We start from the raw sequence: 18,258 nt of genomic DNA, 5'->3' as shown, positions 1-18,258 counted from the left end.
GCCCACAGCAGTATTCTATTGTCGAGCCGTATTGCGGCTATCGAGTGAGCGACAATATGCCCGAGCTTCCCGAAGTCGAGACTACCCGGCGCGGCATCGCTCCCCACGTGGAGGGGCGCGAGATCGTCGAGGTGATCGTGCGCCAGCCGCGCCTGCGCGTGCCGGTGCCTGGCGATCTCATCGAGCGCCTGGTGGGATCGCGCATCGGCAGCCTGTCACGGCGCGCCAAGTACCTGCTGCTGCCGGTCGAGGGTGGGGGGGCGAGAGAGGATGCAGGCAGCCTGATCTGGCACCTGGGCATGTCGGGCAGCCTGCGCATCGCCCGGCTGGGCGACATGCCGAAGAAGCACGATCATATCGATCTGGTGTTCGACGACGGTGCTATCCTGCGCTACCACGACCCGCGCCGTTTCGGCTTCGTCGACTGGCTCGCCGGCACTGCCGAGAGCGACCCGCGACTGGCGAACCTGGGGCCCGAACCGCTGTCCGATGCCTTTGACGGCGAGCGCCTCCATCGGCTCTCGCGGGGGCGGCGCATGGCGGTCAAGCCGTTCCTGATGGACAATGCCGTGGTGGTGGGCGTCGGCAATATCTATGCCAGTGAGGCGCTGTTCCTGGCCGGTATCGACCCTCGCCGGGCGGCGGGGCGCATTTCTCTCGAGCGCTACCAGCGCTTGGCCGCGGCCATTCGCGAGGTGCTGGCGGCGGCCATCACCCAGGGCGGCACCACCCTGCGCGACTTCGTCAGCGGCACCGGAGAGCCCGGCTATTTCAAGCAACGCCTCAACGTCTATGGTCGCCACGGCCAGGGCTGTCGGCGCTGCAACGGCGAGCTGCGGCTGGTGACGCTGGGCCAGCGGGCCAGCGTGTTCTGCCCTGCCTGCCAACGTTAGGGAACACTGCACAAATGGCTGCGCGCGCGAATCACTACGTTGCGCGGTGCTCGGAATCCTCACATATAACCCATATGCTCCGGTTCCTGTGCTCCGTGCGCCTTGTGCTTCATCTCGCTCGCTGATTTGTGCAGTGTTTCCGTAGTATTAATTTTACCGAGACGAACCATGACCCAGACCCTGCGCCTCAAGAAGAATGCCGACCGTCGCCTCAAGGCCGGTCACCTGTGGCTCTACTCCAACGAGGTCGATATCGAGGCCACGCCGCTCAAGGGCCTCGAGCCGGGCGCCCAGGTGGTGGTCGAGGCCGCCAACGGCAAGGCGATGGGCGTGGCCTACGTCAACCCCAACTCGCTGATCTGCGCCCGGGTGGTATCGCGCGATCCTGAGATGAGCCTCGACCGTTCGCTGCTGGTGCACCGTTTCAACCAGGCGCTGTCGCTGCGCCAACGCCTCTACGCCAAGCCGTTCTACCGGTTGGTTCACGGCGAGGGCGACCTGCTGCCGGGACTAGTGATCGACCGCTTCGACGACGTGCTGGTGGTGCAGCTCAATACCCTGGGCATGGAACGCCTGGCCGAAGAGGTCGTCGCCGCGCTGGACAAGGTGCTTTCGCCGCGGGTCATCGTGTTCAAGAACGACTCTTCCGGGCGGCGTCAGGAGCAGCTCGAACGCCAGGTCACCGTGGCCAAGGGCGAACTCGACGGGCCGGTGATGCTGGAGGAGAACGGCGTACGCTTCCACGTGCCGGTGCTCGACGGCCAGAAGACCGGCTGGTTCTTCGATCACCGTGCCAACCGTGCCTGGCTCAACGGCCTGGTGGCCGGCAAGCGGGTACTGGACGTGTTCAGCTATATCGGTGGCTGGGGCGTACAGGCGGCGGCTCACGGTGCCAGCGAGGTGCTGTGTATCGATGCCAGCGGCCAGGCGCTGGAACGGGTTGCCGAGAATGCGGCCCTGAACGGTTTGCATGAGCAGGTGGCGGTGGGCGAGGCCGATGCCTTCGAGGCGCTGGCCGCGCTCAAGGCAGACGGTGAGCAGTTCGACGTGGTGATCCTCGACCCCCCGGCCTTCATCAAGAAGCGCAAGGACATTCCCAATGGCGAGCGCGCCTACGCCAGGCTCAACCGCGAGGCCATGCGCCTGCTGGGGCGCGACGGCCTGCTGCTCACGGCCTCCTGTTCCATGCACCTGGCCCCCGAGCGCCTGGTGGAGGTGGTGCGCGGTGCGGTGCGCCATCAGGATCGCCACGGGCAGATCGTCTACCAGGGGCACCAGGCGGCGGACCATCCGGTGCATCCGGCGATCCCGGAAACGGCTTATCTGAAAGCCTTGGGCGTCCGCGTCTTCCGCGACTAGGCAAGCAAGTGCTGCGCTCGCTAATTTCAGAATGGTGCCCATGAACTACGTTCGCGTCTTCGCCCACTCCAATGCGCTGCTGGTCAGCCACGTGCGTAACGTGTTGGCTGCGGCAGGTATTCCCGTGGAGCTGCGTAACATGGTGCTGGGGGGCGGCGCCGGTGAGCTGCCACTGGGCGAATGCGAGCCCGAGGTATGGGTGGCATCGCACAACCGCGAGCGCGCCGAGGCACTGATTCACGAGGCCATGGCGGGGCCCGGCGAAACGCCGGGCTGGCACTGTCCGAACTGCGGCGAAGCACTGGAGGGTGTGTTCGATACCTGCTGGCGTTGCGGTACGACGAAAGCCTGAATCCGTCACGAATGAACCCGCACGGAGAGCACCATGTCACTGGAGTGGGATCTTCCCGACCCGTTCATCCTCGAGCTGGAAGTAGAAGCCTCGGCCATCGACGAGTACGGCCACGCCAACAATGCGGAGTACCTGCGCTGGGTCGAGCAGGTCAGCTGGGCCCACTCGGAATACCTCGGACTCGACCTGGCCCGCTATCGTGAGCTGGACCGGGCCATGGCCGTGCATCGTCATGAACTCGACTATCTGGCGCCGGCCTTTCAGGGTGAGCACCTTGCGCTTGCCACCTGGATCGTCGGCTGCGATGGCCGCCTAACCTTGACCCGGCGCTTCCAGCTTATCCGCCCTGTCGATGGCCGCACCTTGCTGCGTGCCTGTACCCGCTTCGCCTGTATCGAGCTTTCCAGTGGCCGGCCACGGCGTCTGCCGGAGGAGTACGTAGCCATTTACGGCGGCGCTCTTGTGGTTGAGTGAGGCTGCGATTTTTTTGCCACGATAGGGTCTGAAATGTTGATTTTCTTCTTGTAGTCTGAATTTCACGGTTTTTTACCGTTCTTTTTTAGCGGTGCTTCATGTTTGGACTGTCTGTGCTGTAATTCTCCTGTCTTACCCTAACAACAAGCGTTGAACGCTCAGGAGGTGTCCCATGAAGATCGCCGTGCCGAAGGAAATCAAGAACCATGAATATCGCGTCGCCCTGACGCCCACGGGAGCTCGTGAGCTGGTGTCGCGCGGCCATTCGGTCACCGTCCAGGCCGGTGGCGGCGAAGGGGCGGGTTTCTCCGATGCCGACTACGAGGCAGCGGGCGCCCGGCTCGAGGCGAACGTGGATACCCTCTGGGCTGACGCGGAACTGATCCTCAAGGTCAAGGAGCCGCAGCCGGAAGAAGTGGCTCGCCTCTCACGTGGCCAGACCCTGTTCACCTACCTGCACCTGGCCGCCGAGGAGAAGTTGACTCGCGGCCTGATGGAGAGCGGGGCCACCTGCATTGCCTACGAGACCATTACCGACCGCCAGGGCGGCCTGCCGCTACTGGCGCCCATGAGCACCGTGGCCGGCCGCATGGCGATTCAGGCCGGTGCGCATAGCCTGGAGAAGGCCCAGGGTGGCTCCGGCGTGCTGCTGCCTGGCGTGCCCGGCGTGGCCCCCGGCAAGGTCGCCGTGATCGGTGGCGGCGTGGTGGGCGAGAACGCCGCGCGCATGGCGCTGGGCCTGGGTGCCGAGGTCACCGTGCTCGACAAGTCGATCCCGCGTCTGGAGGTACTCGACGACCGCTACCAGGGGCGTATGAAGACCGTCTTCTCCACCGCCGACGCCATCGACGAGGCGGTGCGCGAAAGCGACCTGATCGTTGGCGCCGTGCTGATCCCCGGCGCCGCCGCGCCCAAGCTGATCACCCGTGCGATGCTTGCCGACATGAAGCCCGGCAGCGTGCTGGTGGACGTGGCCATCGACCAGGGCGGCTGCTTCGAGACCAGCAAGCCTACCACCCACGCCGAGCCGACCTACGTGGTCGACGGTATCGTCCACTACTGCGTGGCCAACATGCCGGGCGCGGTGGCGCGCACCTCGACCCAGGCGCTGACCAACGCCACCCTGCCGTTCGTCATCGCCCTGGCCGACAAGGGCTGGAAGCGGGCGCTGGCCGACGATGCCCACTTCCTGCCTGGGCTCAACGTCCATGACGGCCAGGTCACCTACCGTGCCGTGGCCGAGGCTTTCGGCCTGGAATCTGTCGATCCGGCGCGTTTGGTGTAACAAATGTCTGCGCGAGCGAATCGCTTCGGTGAGCGGGGCCGGGGCGGTCGCCTTGACCGCCCCCTCGCGTTACCATAGCGGGCATTTCCGATCAGCAGAGTCCGCTTTCCATGAGTGCAGCTTCACAGAAGACACGCGTTCTCACCGGCATCACCACCACCGGTACCCCGCACCTGGGCAACTACGTCGGCGCCATCAAGCCCGCCATCGCCGCGAGCCAGGACCCCAGCGTGCAGTCCTATTATTTTCTCGCCGACCTGCATGCGCTGATCAAGTGCCAGGACCCCCGGCGGGTGCAGGAGTCGCGCCTGGAAATCGCCGCCACCTGGCTGGCGCTGGGGCTCGATACCGACAACGCCATCTTCTACCGTCAGTCGGACATCCCCGAGATCCCCGAGCTGACCTGGATGCTCTCCTGCGTCTGCGCCAAGGGGCTGATGAACCGTGCCCACGCCTACAAGGCGGCGGTGGCCGAGAACGAGGCCGCCGGCAACCAGGATCCCGACAAGGGCATCACCATGGGGCTGTTCGGCTATCCGGTGCTGATGGCTGCCGACATCCTGATGTTCAACGCCAACAAGGTGCCGGTGGGCCGCGACCAGATCCAGCACATCGAGATGGCCCGCGACATGGGCGGGCGCTTCAACCACCTCTACAAGGGCGAGTTCTTCACCCTGCCGGAAGCGGTGGTGGACGATGAGGTGGCGGTGCTGGGTGGCCTCGACGGACGCAAGATGTCCAAGAGCTACAACAACACCATCCCGCTGTTCGTCTCCGAGAAGAAGCTGCTCAAGCTGGTGCGCAAGATCAAGACCAATTCGCTGGAGCCCGGCGAGCCCAAGGACCCCGAGGGCTGCACACTGTTCCAGATATATTCGGCCTTCGCCAGCCGCGAAGAGCGTGAAGCAATGCGCGGCGAGTACGCCAATGGCATCGGCTGGGGCGAGGTCAAGAACCGCCTGTTCGAACTCCTCGACGCGCAGCTGCGCGAGCCTCGCGAGCGCTATATGGCGCTGATGGAGGACCCGGGGCACATCGAGAGCGTGCTGAAGAAGGGGGCCGAGCGGGCACGCGCCGAGGCCGCACCGTTCATGGATAGGTTAAGGCATGCCGTGGGGCTGGGCCGCTTCATCTGACTTCAGACATGACGCAACAGGGCGCCTTCGGGCGCCCTGTTGCGTCATGGCACCCGCCTGGCGCACTTGAGCCGAACTTGCCACCCTACAGGAGCGGATCGAGAGGAGGATGCACATAATGGCCACTGCAATGGATGCGAAGCGACCTCGCCGGGTCTCGCTGATACTGGGTGTGCTGCTGCTGGCAGGCACCCTGCTGGTCGGCATGGCATACGGCACGCGTATGGGGCTATTGATGATCGTCGGCGTGCTGCTCGGAATCTCGCTCTATCACGCCGCCTTCGGCTTCACCGCCGCCTGGAGAGTGTTCATCAGCGAACGCCGTGGGCGCGGGCTGCGTGCCCAGATGGTGATGCTGGCCATCGCCGTGGTGCTGTTCTTTCCCGCGCTGGGGGCGGGCAGCCTGTGGGGCCAGAGTGTCTCGGGCTTCGTGGCGCCGATAGGCCTCTCGGTGGTGGTGGGCGCCTTTCTCTTCGGCATCGGCATGCAGCTCGGCGGCGGCTGTGCCTCGGGCACGCTGTTCACCGCCGGCGGTGGCAACGCCCGCATGGTCATCACGCTGCTCTTCTTCATCGTCGGCTCATTGATCGGCACTGCCCATTTCTCCTGGTGGATGGGGCTGCCGGCCTTCGCGCCCGTGTCGCTGGTGCAGACATTCGGTGCCGGTGGCGGCATCGTCGTGAGCCTGGCCCTGTTCGCCGCCATTGCCGCCTTCACCGTGCTCATGGAAAAGCATCGCCATGGCCAGTTGGAGGAGACGCCGCGGGCCAACCTGAGCGAGCGGCGCTGGCTGACCGGCCCCTGGCCGCTGCTGCTGGGCGCGGTGGCGCTGGCGCTGCTCAACTTCGCCACCCTGGCACTGGCCGGGCGCCCTTGGGGCATCACTTCGGCCTTTGCCTTGTGGGGCGCCAAGGCCTACGAGTTCCTCGGTGGCGATGTGACCCAGTGGGGCTACTGGCAGAGCTCGGGCAACGCCGCAGCGCTTCGCGCCAGCGTATGGAGCGACATCACCACGGTAATGAACGTAGGCATCATCCTTGGCGCCATGGTGGCTGCCACCCTGGCCGGACGCTTTGCCCCGACCCTACGGATTCCGCTGGGCTCGGTGATGGCGGCGGTAGTCGGAGGTTTGATGTTGGGCTACGGGGCCAGGCTAGCGTTCGGCTGCAACATTGGTGCCTACTTCAGCGGCATTGCGTCAGGCAGCCTGCATGGCTGGGTGTGGTTGGTGGCGGGCTTCGCCGGCAACATGTTAGGGGTGCGGCTGCGCCCGTGGTTCTTCGACCGCCCACCCAGCGACAGGACCCGCGCCAAGGTCAGCTGATGCGCCACAATGGCAGAGGCGTGATAGAGTTGGCGCCAAGAGCGCCATCAGAGCGCTCAGGAAGGGCAGTACACCTGACTGCGCTTCCCTACGGCCCGGTTCCAGTCACCGTATCGAGACAAAAGATGCCCGAACGCAAACGTCCACTTTATATTCCCTACGCTGGTCCTTCGCTGCTCGAGATGCCGCTGCTCAACAAGGGCAGTGCGTTTACCCGCGAGGAACGCCTCGAGTTCAACCTGGTCGGCCTGCTGCCGCAGAACGTGGAATCCATCGAGGAACAGGCTGAACGAGCCTATCGCCAGTACCAGCAGTGCCATAGCGACCTGGAGCGGCACATCCACCTGCGGGCGATCCAGGACGACAACGAGACCCTCTACTACCACATGGTGATGGAGCATCTCGAGGAAATGCTGCCGATCATCTATACCCCCACGGTGGGCCAGGCCTGTGAGGAATTCTCCAATATTTACCGCAGTCACCGCGGCCTGTTCGTCAGCTACCCCGACCGTGAGCGCATCGACGACATCCTGCGCAGTGCCACCAAGGACAGGGTCAAGGTAATCGTGGTGACCGACGGCGAGCGTATCCTCGGCCTCGGCGATCAGGGTATCGGTGGCATGGGCATTCCCATCGGCAAGCTGGCGCTCTACACCGCCTGCGGCGGCATCAGCCCCGCCTATACCTTGCCGATCACCCTCGACGTCGGCACCAACAACCAGGCCCTGCTCGACGACCCGATGTACATGGGGTGGCGGCATCCGCGTATCTCCCAGGAGGAGTACGACGCTTTCGTCGACCAGTTCATCGCTGCGGTGAAGCGTCGCTGGCCCAATGTGCTGCTGCAGTTCGAGGATTTCGCCCAGGCCAACGCCGTGCCCTTGCTGGAGCGCTACCGCGACCAGTTGTGCTGCTTCAATGACGACGTGCAGGGCACTGCGGCAGTCGCTGTGGGCACCCTAATGGCGGCCTGTCAGGCCCGTGGCGAGACCATCGCCGACCAGCGCGTGGTGTTCGTCGGTGCCGGCTCCGCCGGCTGCGGCATCGCCGAACAGGTGGTGGTGGCGATGCAGGCGGAGGGGCTCTCCGAGAAGGAGGCGCGGCGGCGCGTCTTCATGGTCGATCGTGATGGCCTGGTCACCAGCGATCAGGCGTGGCTGCGCGACTTCCAGCGGCGCCTGGCGCACGAGCCCGAGCTCGTCGAAGGGTGGCAGAATCAATCCCTGCTTGAAGTGGCGCGCCATATCAAGCCCACGGTGCTGATCGGCGTGTCGGGCCAGCCGGGTCTGTTCTCCGAGGACGTGATCCGCGCCATGCACGCCGGCTGCGAACGACCGGTGATCATGCCGCTCTCCAACCCCACCTCCCGCGCCGAGGCCACGCCCTCGGACGTGCTCGAGTGGACCGATGGCCAGGCGCTGGTGGCCACCGGCAGCCCCTTCCAGCCAGTGATCCTCGACGGCAAGACCTATCCCATCGCCCAGTGCAACAACGCCTATATCTTTCCCGGCATTGGCCTCGGCGTGGTAGCCAGTGGGGCCAAGAGAATCACCGACACCATGCTGATGACCGCTTCCCGTGCGCTGGCTCGTGAGGCGCCGCTGGTGAAGGAAGGGGAGGGTGCGCTGCTGCCGCCGCTGTCGCAGATCCGCGAACTCTCCAGGGCCATCGCCTTCGAAGTGGCCGCCCAGGCCCAGCAGGAGGGCGTGGCGCTGCGCACCGACGGTATCAAGCTGCGCCAGGCCATCGAGCGCAGCAGCTGGACGCCGGAGTATAGAAGCTATCGGCGCCGTGCGTTCTAGGTGCAAGCTACGGGCTACGGGTCTCGAGCTGCGAGCAAGATGCAGCCCGCAACCCATAGCCCGACACAAGGAGGCCCCGTCGGCTGCCCGACGGGACCTTCCTTGTGTAGCACAAGAGGCAGGAATGGGCTTAGGCAGCGCCGATCATCCGCCGTAGCACGTAGTGGAGGATGCCGCCGTGGCGGTAGTACTCCAGCTCGTTGGCGGTGTCGATGCGGCACAGGGCCTCGATCCGCTTCTCGCCCTTGTCGCTCTTCACCGTGACCGTGACCCTGCCGCCCGGGGTGAGGTCGGCCAGGCCCGCGATGGAAATGGTTTCGTCGCCGGTCAGGCCAAGCGTCTTGCGGCTTTCGCCTTCGGGGAACTGCAGCGGCACCACGCCCATGCCGATCAGGTTGGAGCGGTGGATGCGCTCGTAGGACTCGGCGATGACGGCGCGCACACCGAGCAGGCGCGTGCCCTTGGCCGCCCAGTCCCGCGACGAGCCGGTGCCGTACTCCTTGCCGGCTACCACGACGAGCGGCGTGCCCTTCTCCTGGTACCGCATGGCAGCGTCGTAGATCGCCATCTGTTCGCCCGAAGGCACGTGGCGGGTCTCGCCGCCGACCACGCCGTCGAGCATCTCGTTTCTGATGCGCACGTTGGCGAAGGTGCCGCGCATCATTACCTCGTGGTTGCCGCGGCGCGAGCCGTAGGAGTTGAAGTCCACCGGCTTGATGCCGCGCTCCTGCAGGTAACGCCCGGCGGGGCTGTCGGGCTTGATCGAACCGGCCGGCGAGATGTGGTCGGTGGTCACCGAGTCGCCGAGCAGGGCAAGGATATGGGCATCCTCGACGTCCTCGATCGGCTCCGGGTCGCGGCCCATGCCCTCGAAGAAGGGCGGATGCTGAATGTAGGTCGATGAGGGAGACCATTCGTAGACTTGGCTCTGCGGCACCTGCAGCGCCTTCCAGGTCTCGTCGCCTTCGAAGACCTCGGCGTACTCCTTGCGGAACATGTCGGTCTTGACCTTCTCCACGGCATTGGCGATATCGGCCTGGGAGGGCCAGATGTCCTGTAGATAGACCGGATTGCCGTCCCGGTCCTCGCCCAGCGGTTCACTGGTGAGATCCACGCGCACGTTGCCGGCCAGGGCGTAGGCCACCACCAGCGGCGGCGAGGCCAGCCAGTTGGTCTTCACCAGCGGGTGAATGCGGCCCTCGAAGTTGCGGTTGCCCGAAAGTACCGAGGCCACGGTGAGATCGCTGTCCTCGATTGCCTTCTCGATGGGTGTCGGCAGCGGGCCGGAGTTGCCGATACAGGTGGTGCAGCCGTAGCCCACCAGGTTGAAGCCCAGGGCGTTGAGGTCGTCGCTGACGCCGCCGGCGTCGAGATACTCGGTCACGACCTTGGAGCCCGGCGCCAGCGAGGTCTTGACCCAGGGCTTGGTCTTGAGGCCGCGGGCCAGGGCGTTGCGTGCCAGCAGTCCCGCGGCCATCATCACGCTGGGGTTGGAGGTGTTGGTACACGAGGTGATGGCGGCGATCACTACGGCGCCGGGGTTGAGCATGAACAGCTCGCCCTCCATCTCCACGTTCTGGCTGTCATGGTGCTCATAGCTCTCGTGGACGCCGACGGCGGTCTGGCCGCCTTCGGAGTTCAGCCGGCCACGCTCCTCGCTGGGCGCGGCTTTGCCGTTCTTCTCGCCCTCCATCAGCTTTTCGAAGGTGGCCTTCATGTCCTTGAGGGCAACGCGATCCTGGGGCCGCTTGGGGCCGGCCAGGCTGGCTTCGACGTCGCCGAGGTCGAGGTGCAGGGTGTCGCTGAAGATCGGCTCGTCGCCGGGCTCCCGCCACAGTCCCTGGGCCTTGCTGTACGCTTCCACCAGGGCGACCTGGGTATCTTCGCGGCCGGTCAGGCGCAGGTAGGCGAGGGTCTCGTCGTCGACCGGGAAGAAGCCGCAGGTGGCACCGTATTCCGGCGCCATGTTGGCGATGGTGGCGCGATCGGCCAGCGGCAGGTCGGCCAGGCCGTCGCCGTAGAACTCGACGAACTTGCCCACCACGCCGCGGTTACGCAGCATCTGGGTTACCGTCAGTACCAGGTCGGTGGCGGTGATGCCTTCCTTGAGCTTGCCGGTGAGCTTGAAGCCCACCACCTCGGGAATCAGCATGGAGACCGGCTGGCCGAGCATGGCGGCTTCGGCCTCGATGCCGCCTACGCCCCAGCCGAGTACACCGAGACCGTTGATCATGGTGGTGTGGGAGTCGGTGCCCACCAGGGTGTCGGGGTAGGCGAAGGTCTTGCCATCCTGCTCCTTGCTCCACACCGTACGGCCCAGATACTCCAGGTTCACCTGGTGGCAGATGCCGGTGCCCGGCGGTACCACGCGGAAGTTGTCGAAGGCGTCCTGGCCCCAGCGCAGGAATTCATAGCGCTCGCGGTTGCGCTGCATCTCGATGGCGACGTTGTCCTTGAAGGCGGTGGGGTTGCCGAACTTGTCGACCATCACCGAGTGATCGATGACGAGATCCACCGGCGAGAGGGGATTGATGCGCGACGGGTCCTCGCCGAGCTTTTCTACCGCGGCACGCATCGAGGCCAGATCCACCACGCCGGGAACGCCGGTGAAGTCTTGCATCAGCACTCGAGCCGGGCGATAGCCGATCTCGCGGCTGGAGCGCCCGCCCTGCTGCCAGTCGACCAGCGCCTGGAGGTCCTCGCGCGCCACGCTGGGATCGTCGGCGAAGCGCAGTTGATTCTCCAGCAGGATCTTCAGCGTCTTCGGCAGCCGGTCGATGTTGCCAAGGGCATCGGCTGCCTGCGGCAGACTGTAGTAGTGGTAGGTGGTGCCACCGGCGACCAGGGTCTGCAGGGTATCCGGCATCTCGTCACGGCTCATGAAGGCCTCCTGTCACGGTAGTGAACGGTCCTTTTCTTCGATCTCATGCTTAACACATGGTCATGATAGGTCCCCCTTTCAAGCACTGCCCAAGGTTTCTATGCTGAACGAAAGCCTGTTGCGTGGCGCTGTCGTCTCGTTGGGGGAGGAGGGGCGAGCGCCGGGAGTTCTTGTATGCATGAAGAGCAGCTCGACAGCCATTCGGTCCACTGCCCCTACTGCAGCATGCCTTTCGACCTGCTGGTGGATGTCTCCCAGGGCAGCCACGAGACCTGGGAGGATTGTCCCTACTGCTGCGCACCGATCCAGTTGAGGATCGAGGTGTCGCCGGCCACCGGCGAGCTGGTGACGCTGATGCTGGGACGTGACGATGAAGTGCTGTGAAGAAAGGTGTTAGAGGCTGGTACAATGTTGGCATCCATTGCCCCGGTCGGCTGCGACGAGCATGACCGGGGCGAGTCATGGCAAGCCTCATCCCATTATCGAGTTGCGAGGATCCCTTCATGAGCGAAGCGCGTCACGAGCGCCTGATCATTCTGGGCTCAGGCCCGGCCGGCTACACAGCCGCCGTCTATGCGGCACGGGCCAACCTCAAGCCGGTGCTGATCACCGGTATCCAGGCAGGTGGTCAGCTGACCACTACCACCGATGTGGACAACTGGCCCGGCGACGATGCCGGCGTGCAGGGACCGGAACTCATGGAGCGCATGAAGCGCCATGCCGAGCGCTTCGATACCGAAGTCCTGTTCGACCATATCCATGAAGTGGATCTGCGCAACCGTCCCTTCACCCTCAAGGGCGACAGCGGCAGCTATACCTGCGATGCGCTGATCATTGCCACCGGTGCCAGTGCGCGCTACCTGGGGCTGCCGTCCGAGCAGCAGTTCATGGGCCAGGGGGTGTCGGCCTGTGCCACCTGTGACGGCTTCTTCTACCGCAACAAGGAGGTCGTGGTGGTGGGCGGGGGCAACACCGCCGTGGAAGAGGCGCTCTATCTCTCCAACATCGCCTCCAAGGTGACCCTGGTGCATCGTCGCGACACCCTGCGCGCCGAGAAGATCCTGCAGGACAAGCTGCGCGAGAAGGCCGAGAGCGGCAACGTGGTGCTCGAGTGGAACCACGTGCTCGACGAAGTGCTGGGCGATGCCAGCGGCGTGACCGGCGTGCGTATCCGTTCCACCGTCGATGACAGCGTGAAGGAGCTCGAGGTGCCCGGCGTGTTCATCGCCATCGGCCATAGCCCCAACACCGGTATCTTCGAAGGCCAGTTGGAGATGCACGACGGCTATATCAAGGTGAAGTCCGGCCTCGAGGGCAATGCCACCGCCACCAGCGTGCCGGGGGTGTTCGCCGCCGGCGACGTGATGGATCACGTCTACCGTCAGGCCGTGACCTCCGCCGGCACCGGCTGCATGGCGGCATTGGATGCGGAGCGCTACCTCGACGAACTTTAAGCTTCGGGCTTCGGGCTTCGGGCTTCGGGCTTCGGGCTAGGCTGTAGCTCGTAGCTCGTAGCTCGTAGCTCGTAGCTCGTAGCTCGTAGCTCGTAGCTCGTAGCTCGTAGCTCATCGCTCGCCGCTAGTAATGCGGCGGTACCTCGTCCTGCGGGTTGGGTGCCGCCATCTCCGAATCCTGCAGCGCCCGCTGCTGGTCGCGCAGCTTCTCCTGCATCAAGGCATTGATCCGCTCGAGTTGGGCCAGCCGTCGTTCCTGGCTAGCGACGGCTTCGTCCAGCGTATCCAGCCAGTGCTCCTGGTAGGCGATTCGGCTCTCCAGCGCCTCCAGTCGGGTGGCGAGCGCCTGGGAAAGGCTCATGCTAGAATCGTCGCGCTGCGTGTCGCTGTTCATCGTGACACCTTCATCAGGCGATGGGACTCCGGTCGTGTCGTCATTGGACATCCTGTTTCATCAATTCCACATAACAAGTGAGCAATACGGATCCATGAATCGCAAGGTTATCATTCGCTGTACGCTGATCAGCCTCTTGTTGGCGCTACCGTCCCCCCTGCTGATCGCCCTGTTCGTTACGCTGATCGAAGTCGATCTGGCGCGCCAGCTATTCGCCATGATAGAGGTCGTTGGCGCAACTTCCATCTATCTCGCCGGGGTGGCTGCGGTCTTCGTGCTGCTGCTCATCGCCACCCTTACGCTGCACGCCTTCAGTCCCAGGCTGGCGGTGCTGGCCGACGTCGAGAACGACGACCGCGAGATCGGTGAGGTCAAGTGGTTCAACGTCAACAAGGGCTACGGCTTCATCAAGCGCGAGAGCGGCGAAGACGTGTTCGTGCATTTCCGCGCCATTCGCGGCCGCGGGCATCGCACCCTGGCCGAAGGGCAGAAGGTGCGCTATCACGTGATCGAAAACGAAAGAGGGTTGCAGGCCGACGACGTCACTGTAATCACTTGAACGAAGCGCCTGCGCTTCCAACGACATCGCCCCGCCGAAGCGGGGCGATGTCGTTTGGGTCACTGGCCCGAGTCGGGCCAGTCGATGGCGCCTTCGCTGCCGTCGGGCAGTACCTGCCAGAAGCGGTCGGGTTCGTCGCCGGGCTGCCAGCCGCCGAGCGAGCAGCGCACTTCGCAGCCGAGCCGGGAGGCGGCGTCACGGGCGCAGTCGCAATCCCTCAGCCATGGGGTGTGCTGGCTGTCGAACCACAGGCTGGCGAAGCCGTCGGCGGCTTGTTCCACCAGCAGCACCGGGATTTCGTGGCCCTCGTGATGGCCGCGGGTCTGCCATTTGCTGCGCCCGGCACCATGCAGCGGGGCGGCATCCAGCGTCTCGCCGAGCCAAGCGTTGATCGCATCCAGCGGGGCCTGGCGCAGGTAGATCTCGATGTCCGGATAGCGCATGCTGCTGTCGTGCTGGTGGGGCATGATGAACTCTCTCGGCGCGGTCAGGGCTGGGCGGTGCCGTTGATGAAAAGCCTGGCCAGGATCGCTTCATAGATCCGGCTCAGATCGTCGAGGTCGGCGGCGCGGACGCGCTCGTTGGTCTGGTGAATGGTGGCATTGCGCGGCCCCAGCTCCACCACCTGGCTACCCAAGGTGGCGATGAAGCGCCCATCAGAGGTGCCTCCGCTGGTGGAAAGCTTGGGACGGTGGCCAAGTGTGGCTTCGACACCGTGCAGGGCGGCATCCACCAGCTCACCCTCGGCAGTGAGGAACGGCTCGCCGTTGAGCGTCCAGTCGAGCTGGTACTCGAGCCCGTGGGCGTCGAGAATCGCCTGGGTGCGCTCTCGCAGCTTCTCATGGGTCACCTCGGTGGAGAAGCGGAAGTTGAACACCACTTCCACGTCGCCGGGGATCACGTTGGTAGCGCCGGTACCGGCGCGGATGTTGGAGATCTGGAAGCTGGTGGCCGGAAAGAAATCGTTGCCGCCATCCCAGTGCTCGCGCACCAGTGCATCGAGCGCCGGCATCGCCTGGTGGATGGGATTGCGTGCCAGGTGCGGGTAGGCCACGTGGCCCTGGATGCCCTTGATGTGGAGTACGCCGCCCAGTGAGCCGCGCCGGCCGTTCTTGATCACGTCGCCGAGCACGTCGGTGGAGGAAGGTTCGCCGACGATGCAGAAGTCGAGCCGCTCGTTGCGCTCGCGCAGGTGCTCGACCACGGCCCGGGTGCCGTCCACCGCAGGGCCTTCCTCATCGGAGGTGATCAGGAAGGCGATACGGCCATGGTGATCGGGATGGGCGCTGACGAAACGTTCCACCGCGGTGATCATCGCCGCCAGGCTGCCCTTCATGTCGGCCGCACCGCGGCCACGCAGCATGCCGTCGTCATCGATACAGGGCTCGAAGGGGGGCGTGTCCCAATGCACGTGGGGTCCGCTCGGCACCACGTCGGTGTGGCCAGCGAAGGCCAGCACCGGGCCGTGATGGCCGTGTGTCGCCCAGAAGTTTTCCACGTCGCCGAAGGGCAGGCGCTCGATGTGAAAGCCGAGCCGCTCCAGGCGCTCGATCATCAATGCCTGGCAGCCCAGGTCGTCGGGGGTGACCGAGGGGCGGCGGATCAGCTCCATGGCCAGGGCCAGGGTGGGGGAGAGCTCGGAAGTCGTTGAGGACATGCAGGTTCCGGAAGGGGCGGACGACGCCGAGTGGCGTCGCCTACGCGCCTCAGTTATTGGCGTGGAGCGCTTCGTTGAGCGCGATGGCGCTCTTGTTGGTCAGGCACTCGATGCGCCCGTTCTGCGAGTTGCGGCGCAGCAGCAGATCGCTCTGGCCGGCCAACTCGCGGGCCGCCACGGTCTTGACCTCCTGGCCTTGGTCGTCGAGCAGGGTGACCTTGGCACCGGCGGTGATATAGAGACCGGCTTCCACGGTGCAGCGGTCGCCCAAGGGAATGCCGATGCCGGCATTGGCGCCGATCAGGCAGCCTTCGCCCACCTTGATGATGATGTTGCCACCGCCGGAGAGCGTGCCCATGGTAGAGCAGCCGCCACCCAGGTCGGAGCCCTTGCCCACCAGCACGCCGGCGGAGATACGCCCCTCGATCATGCCGGGGCCCTCGGTGCCGGCATTGAAGTTGACGAAGCCCTCGTGCATCACGGTGGTGCCTTCGCCGAGATAGGCCCCCAGGCGCACCCGGGCGGTGTCGGCGATGCGCACGCCGCTGGGTACCACGTAGTCGGTCATCTTGGGAAACTTGTCGACGCAGTCCACCGACAGGGCTCGGCCCTCCAGGCGTGCCTTGAGACGACGGGCCGGCAGCTCCTCGATGTCGATCGGGCCTTCGCTGGTCCAGGCGACATTGCGCAGCAGGCCGAACATGCCGGTCAGGTCGACGCCATGCGGCTTGACCAGACGGTGCGACAGCAGGTGCAGCTTGAGGTAGACCTCCGGCGCGCTCTGCGGCGGCAGGTCGCTCTCCAGGAAAGTCGCAACCAGCGGGCGCTGGCTGGCGGCCAGTGCCTCGACCAGCTCCGCCTGGGCAACATGCCCGGCCGTCTTGAGCGCCTCGGCGAGCTTGGCGCAGTGCTCCGGCAGGAAACTGACGGCGCTGTTACCGGCAGGGACGTCGAGCACCTTGCCGGCGGCTTCCACCAGGCTGGCATCCGGCTTGAACAGTGGCGCCGGATAATAGATCTCCAGCCAGTCGCCCTGGGTATTTTGGGTGCCGATTCCGAAGGCAAGGCTCAGCATGGGATGTCCTCGTGTCTTGATGATAAGGGGAGTCAACCTTTTAGGTCGTCGTAGTCACCGTCGCGATAGCCGACGCGAACTTCGTCACCGGTGTCGAGCAGTGGCCGCTTGAGCAGGGTGGGGTTGGCCATGATCAACGCGCGGGCCTTGTTGGCGTCGATCTCCTGTTTGTCCTCCTCGGGGAGGTTGCGCCAGGTGGTGCTGCGCCGGTTGAGCGCTTCCATCACCGGGACCCGCGCGAGGATGTGTTCGAGTAGCGCCGCGGAGAGGCCGTCCTCGCGCAGGTCATGGACCTGATAGGGGAGCCCCCTGTCGTCCAGTGCCTTGCGCGCCTTGCGACAGGTATCGCAGTTCTTGATCACGAAGAGGGTTGCCATCATGCACTCCTTTCGATGAAGCGGCGAATTCGCTGAGCAGCTTCTACGGTGGGCTCGAGTTCGGCCACCAGCGCCAGGCGTATGCGGCCCGCGCCGGGATTTTCGCCATGGTCATCCTCGCGGCCCATGTAGGAGCCGGGTAGCACGCTGACGTGCTCGGCGGCGAACAGCCCCCGGGTGAACGCCTCGTCGTCAACGCCCGGTACTGCCGGCCATAGATAGAAACTGGCCTTGGGCGTGGGAAATTCAAGCACCGGGGCGAGTATCTCGGTCACCGCGGCAAATTTCTCGCGATAGGCATCGCGGTTGGCGCGCACGTGGGCTTCGTCGTTCCAGGCCGTGATCGAGGCATGCTGCAGCGGCAACGACATGGCGCAGCCGTGGTAGGTACGATAGCGCTTGAACGGCGCAATCAGTCCGGCGTCGCCGGCGACGAACCCCGAGCGCAGCCCCGGCAGGTTGGAGCGCTTCGAGAGCGAGTGGAACACCAGGCAGCGGCGGAAGTCGTGGCGGCCGATGGCGGCACAGGCCTCGAGCAGCCCCGGCGGCGGCGCGCGCTCGTCCAGGTAGAGCTCGGAGTAGCACTCGTCGGAGGCGATGATGAAGTCGTGCTCGTCGGCAAGGGCAATCAGCTTCTCGAACTCGGCCTGGGGTGTCACCGCGCCGGTGGGGTTGCCCGGCGAGCAGAGAAAGACGATCTGCACCTCGCGCCAGGTATCGGCCGTCACGGCATCGAAGTCGGGACGAAAGCCGTGCTCGGCCCGGCAGTTCAGGTAGAGCGGCCGGCCCCCGGCAAGCAGGGTGGCACCCTCGTAGATCTGGTAGAAGGGGTTGGGCACCGCCACCCGTGCCGGGCGGGTGCGATCCAGTGCGGCCTGGACGAAGGCAAAGATTGCTTCGCGGGTGCCGTTGACCGGCAGCACCTGGCGCTCGGCGTCGAGCCCTTCGAGCCCGAAGCGGCGGGTGGCCCAGCCGGCGATGGCGGTGCGCAGCTCGGGGATGCCGGCGGTGGCCGGATAGCGGGCGAAGTCGAGTCGATGCGCCTGCAGCGTTTCCAGGGCATCAGCGAAGGGCGCGTGCTGCGGTTCGCCGATGGTCAGCGGAATGTGCGCGAGCCCTTCGGGCGGCATCACGCCGGCCTTCAGCGCGGCGAGCTTCTCGAAGGGGTAGGGCTTCAGGGCGTCGAGATCGGGGTTCATCGGTGTCCAGGCGCCGTGGGCGGCGTCGTTGTCATGG

18 protein-coding genes are annotated in these 18,258 nt (G+C 65.3%); 11 read left to right on the top strand and 7 right to left on the bottom strand.

Going from position 1 to position 18,258, the window contains the following annotated elements; all coding sequences use genetic code 11:
* Window positions 1-56: 56 nt before the first annotated feature.
* From mutM to ACUY1T_RS07505, 8 genes are all read left to right on the top strand, one after another.
* Window positions 57-893, top strand: coding sequence for a bifunctional DNA-formamidopyrimidine glycosylase/DNA-(apurinic or apyrimidinic site) lyase (mutM, locus tag ACUY1T_RS07540; protein WP_446021491.1), 837 nt, complete (start codon window positions 57-59; stop codon window positions 891-893).
* Window positions 894-1,061: 168 nt separating this feature from the next.
* On the top strand, window positions 1,062-2,252 hold the full coding sequence (locus tag ACUY1T_RS07535; RefSeq protein ID WP_446021489.1) for a class I SAM-dependent rRNA methyltransferase: 1,191 nt from the start codon (window positions 1,062-1,064) through the stop codon (window positions 2,250-2,252).
* A 40-nt stretch (window positions 2,253-2,292) separates the two neighbouring features.
* On the top strand, window positions 2,293-2,604 hold the full coding sequence (locus tag ACUY1T_RS07530) for a putative signal transducing protein (protein WP_446021487.1): 312 nt from the start codon (window positions 2,293-2,295) through the stop codon (window positions 2,602-2,604).
* A 39-nt stretch (window positions 2,605-2,643) separates the two neighbouring features.
* Window positions 2,644-3,078: an acyl-CoA thioesterase gene (locus ACUY1T_RS07525; protein WP_446021616.1), complete on the top strand. Its 435-nt coding sequence runs from the start codon at window positions 2,644-2,646 to the stop codon at window positions 3,076-3,078.
* 172 nt (window positions 3,079-3,250) lie between these two features.
* On the top strand, window positions 3,251-4,363 hold the full coding sequence (gene ald, locus ACUY1T_RS07520) for an alanine dehydrogenase (RefSeq protein WP_446021485.1): 1,113 nt from the start codon (window positions 3,251-3,253) through the stop codon (window positions 4,361-4,363).
* 110 nt (window positions 4,364-4,473) lie between these two features.
* Complete coding sequence (locus tag ACUY1T_RS07515) at window positions 4,474-5,499, top strand: tryptophan--tRNA ligase (RefSeq protein ID WP_446021483.1); 1,026 nt, start codon at window positions 4,474-4,476, stop codon at window positions 5,497-5,499.
* Window positions 5,500-5,617: 118 nt separating this feature from the next.
* Window positions 5,618-6,823, top strand: a complete 1,206-nt coding sequence (locus ACUY1T_RS07510) for a YeeE/YedE family protein (RefSeq protein ID WP_446021481.1) — start codon at window positions 5,618-5,620, stop codon at window positions 6,821-6,823.
* A 125-nt stretch (window positions 6,824-6,948) separates the two neighbouring features.
* Entirely contained in the window at window positions 6,949-8,625 is a 1,677-nt protein-coding gene (locus ACUY1T_RS07505) for an NAD-dependent malic enzyme (protein WP_446021479.1), read from the top strand.
* Window positions 8,626-8,755: 130 nt separating this feature from the next.
* Here ACUY1T_RS07505 and acnA read toward each other — a convergent pair whose 3' ends face one another.
* A complete protein-coding gene (gene acnA, locus ACUY1T_RS07500) occupies window positions 8,756-11,506 on the bottom strand; it encodes an aconitate hydratase AcnA (protein WP_446021477.1) in 2,751 nt (916 codons plus the stop codon).
* Between the two features lie 174 nt (window positions 11,507-11,680).
* Here acnA and ACUY1T_RS07495 point away from each other — a divergent pair, with 174 nt between their 5' ends.
* Complete coding sequence (locus ACUY1T_RS07495) at window positions 11,681-11,890, top strand: CPXCG motif-containing cysteine-rich protein (RefSeq protein ID WP_446021475.1); 210 nt, start codon at window positions 11,681-11,683, stop codon at window positions 11,888-11,890.
* Window positions 11,891-12,009: 119 nt separating this feature from the next.
* Window positions 12,010-12,960 (top strand): thioredoxin-disulfide reductase, encoded by a 951-nt coding sequence (trxB, locus tag ACUY1T_RS07490; RefSeq protein ID WP_446021474.1) that lies wholly within the window; start codon window positions 12,010-12,012, stop codon window positions 12,958-12,960.
* Between the two features lie 124 nt (window positions 12,961-13,084).
* Here trxB and ACUY1T_RS07485 read toward each other — a convergent pair whose 3' ends face one another.
* On the bottom strand, window positions 13,085-13,354 hold the full coding sequence (locus tag ACUY1T_RS07485) for a SlyX family protein (protein WP_446021472.1): 270 nt from the start codon (window positions 13,352-13,354) through the stop codon (window positions 13,085-13,087).
* A 94-nt stretch (window positions 13,355-13,448) separates the two neighbouring features.
* Here ACUY1T_RS07485 and ACUY1T_RS07480 point away from each other — a divergent pair, with 94 nt between their 5' ends.
* A complete protein-coding gene (locus ACUY1T_RS07480; RefSeq protein ID WP_446021471.1) occupies window positions 13,449-13,913 on the top strand; it encodes a cold-shock protein in 465 nt (154 codons plus the stop codon).
* A gap of 59 nt (window positions 13,914-13,972) precedes the next feature.
* Here ACUY1T_RS07480 and ACUY1T_RS07475 read toward each other — a convergent pair whose 3' ends face one another.
* Genes ACUY1T_RS07475 through dapC form a run of 5 tightly spaced genes read right to left on the bottom strand, consistent with a single transcriptional unit; the run spans window position 13,973 to window position 18,221 of the window.
* Window positions 13,973-14,380 carry a hypothetical protein gene (locus ACUY1T_RS07475; RefSeq protein ID WP_446021469.1) on the bottom strand — a complete coding sequence of 136 codons (408 nt, stop codon included), beginning with the start codon at window positions 14,378-14,380 and terminating at the stop codon, window positions 13,973-13,975.
* Between the two features lie 20 nt (window positions 14,381-14,400).
* Window positions 14,401-15,570, bottom strand: coding sequence for a succinyl-diaminopimelate desuccinylase (gene dapE, locus ACUY1T_RS07470; protein ID WP_446021467.1), 1,170 nt, complete (start codon window positions 15,568-15,570; stop codon window positions 14,401-14,403).
* A 49-nt stretch (window positions 15,571-15,619) separates the two neighbouring features.
* A complete protein-coding gene (gene dapD / locus ACUY1T_RS07465; RefSeq protein WP_446021465.1) occupies window positions 15,620-16,645 on the bottom strand; it encodes a 2,3,4,5-tetrahydropyridine-2,6-dicarboxylate N-succinyltransferase in 1,026 nt (341 codons plus the stop codon).
* Between the two features lie 32 nt (window positions 16,646-16,677).
* Complete coding sequence (locus tag ACUY1T_RS07460) at window positions 16,678-17,022, bottom strand: Spx/MgsR family RNA polymerase-binding regulatory protein (RefSeq protein ID WP_446021463.1); 345 nt, start codon at window positions 17,020-17,022, stop codon at window positions 16,678-16,680.
* Window positions 17,022-18,221 carry a succinyldiaminopimelate transaminase gene (gene dapC / locus ACUY1T_RS07455; protein WP_446021461.1) on the bottom strand — a complete coding sequence of 400 codons (1,200 nt, stop codon included), beginning with the start codon at window positions 18,219-18,221 and terminating at the stop codon, window positions 17,022-17,024. Before dapC ends, ACUY1T_RS07460 begins: the two co-directional genes overlap by 1 nt.
* Between the last annotated feature and the right edge of the window lie 37 nt (window positions 18,222-18,258).

It is taken from the genome of Billgrantia sp. Q4P2, assembly GCF_052806135.1.
This window is presented reverse-complemented; position numbering and strand designations above follow the sequence as displayed.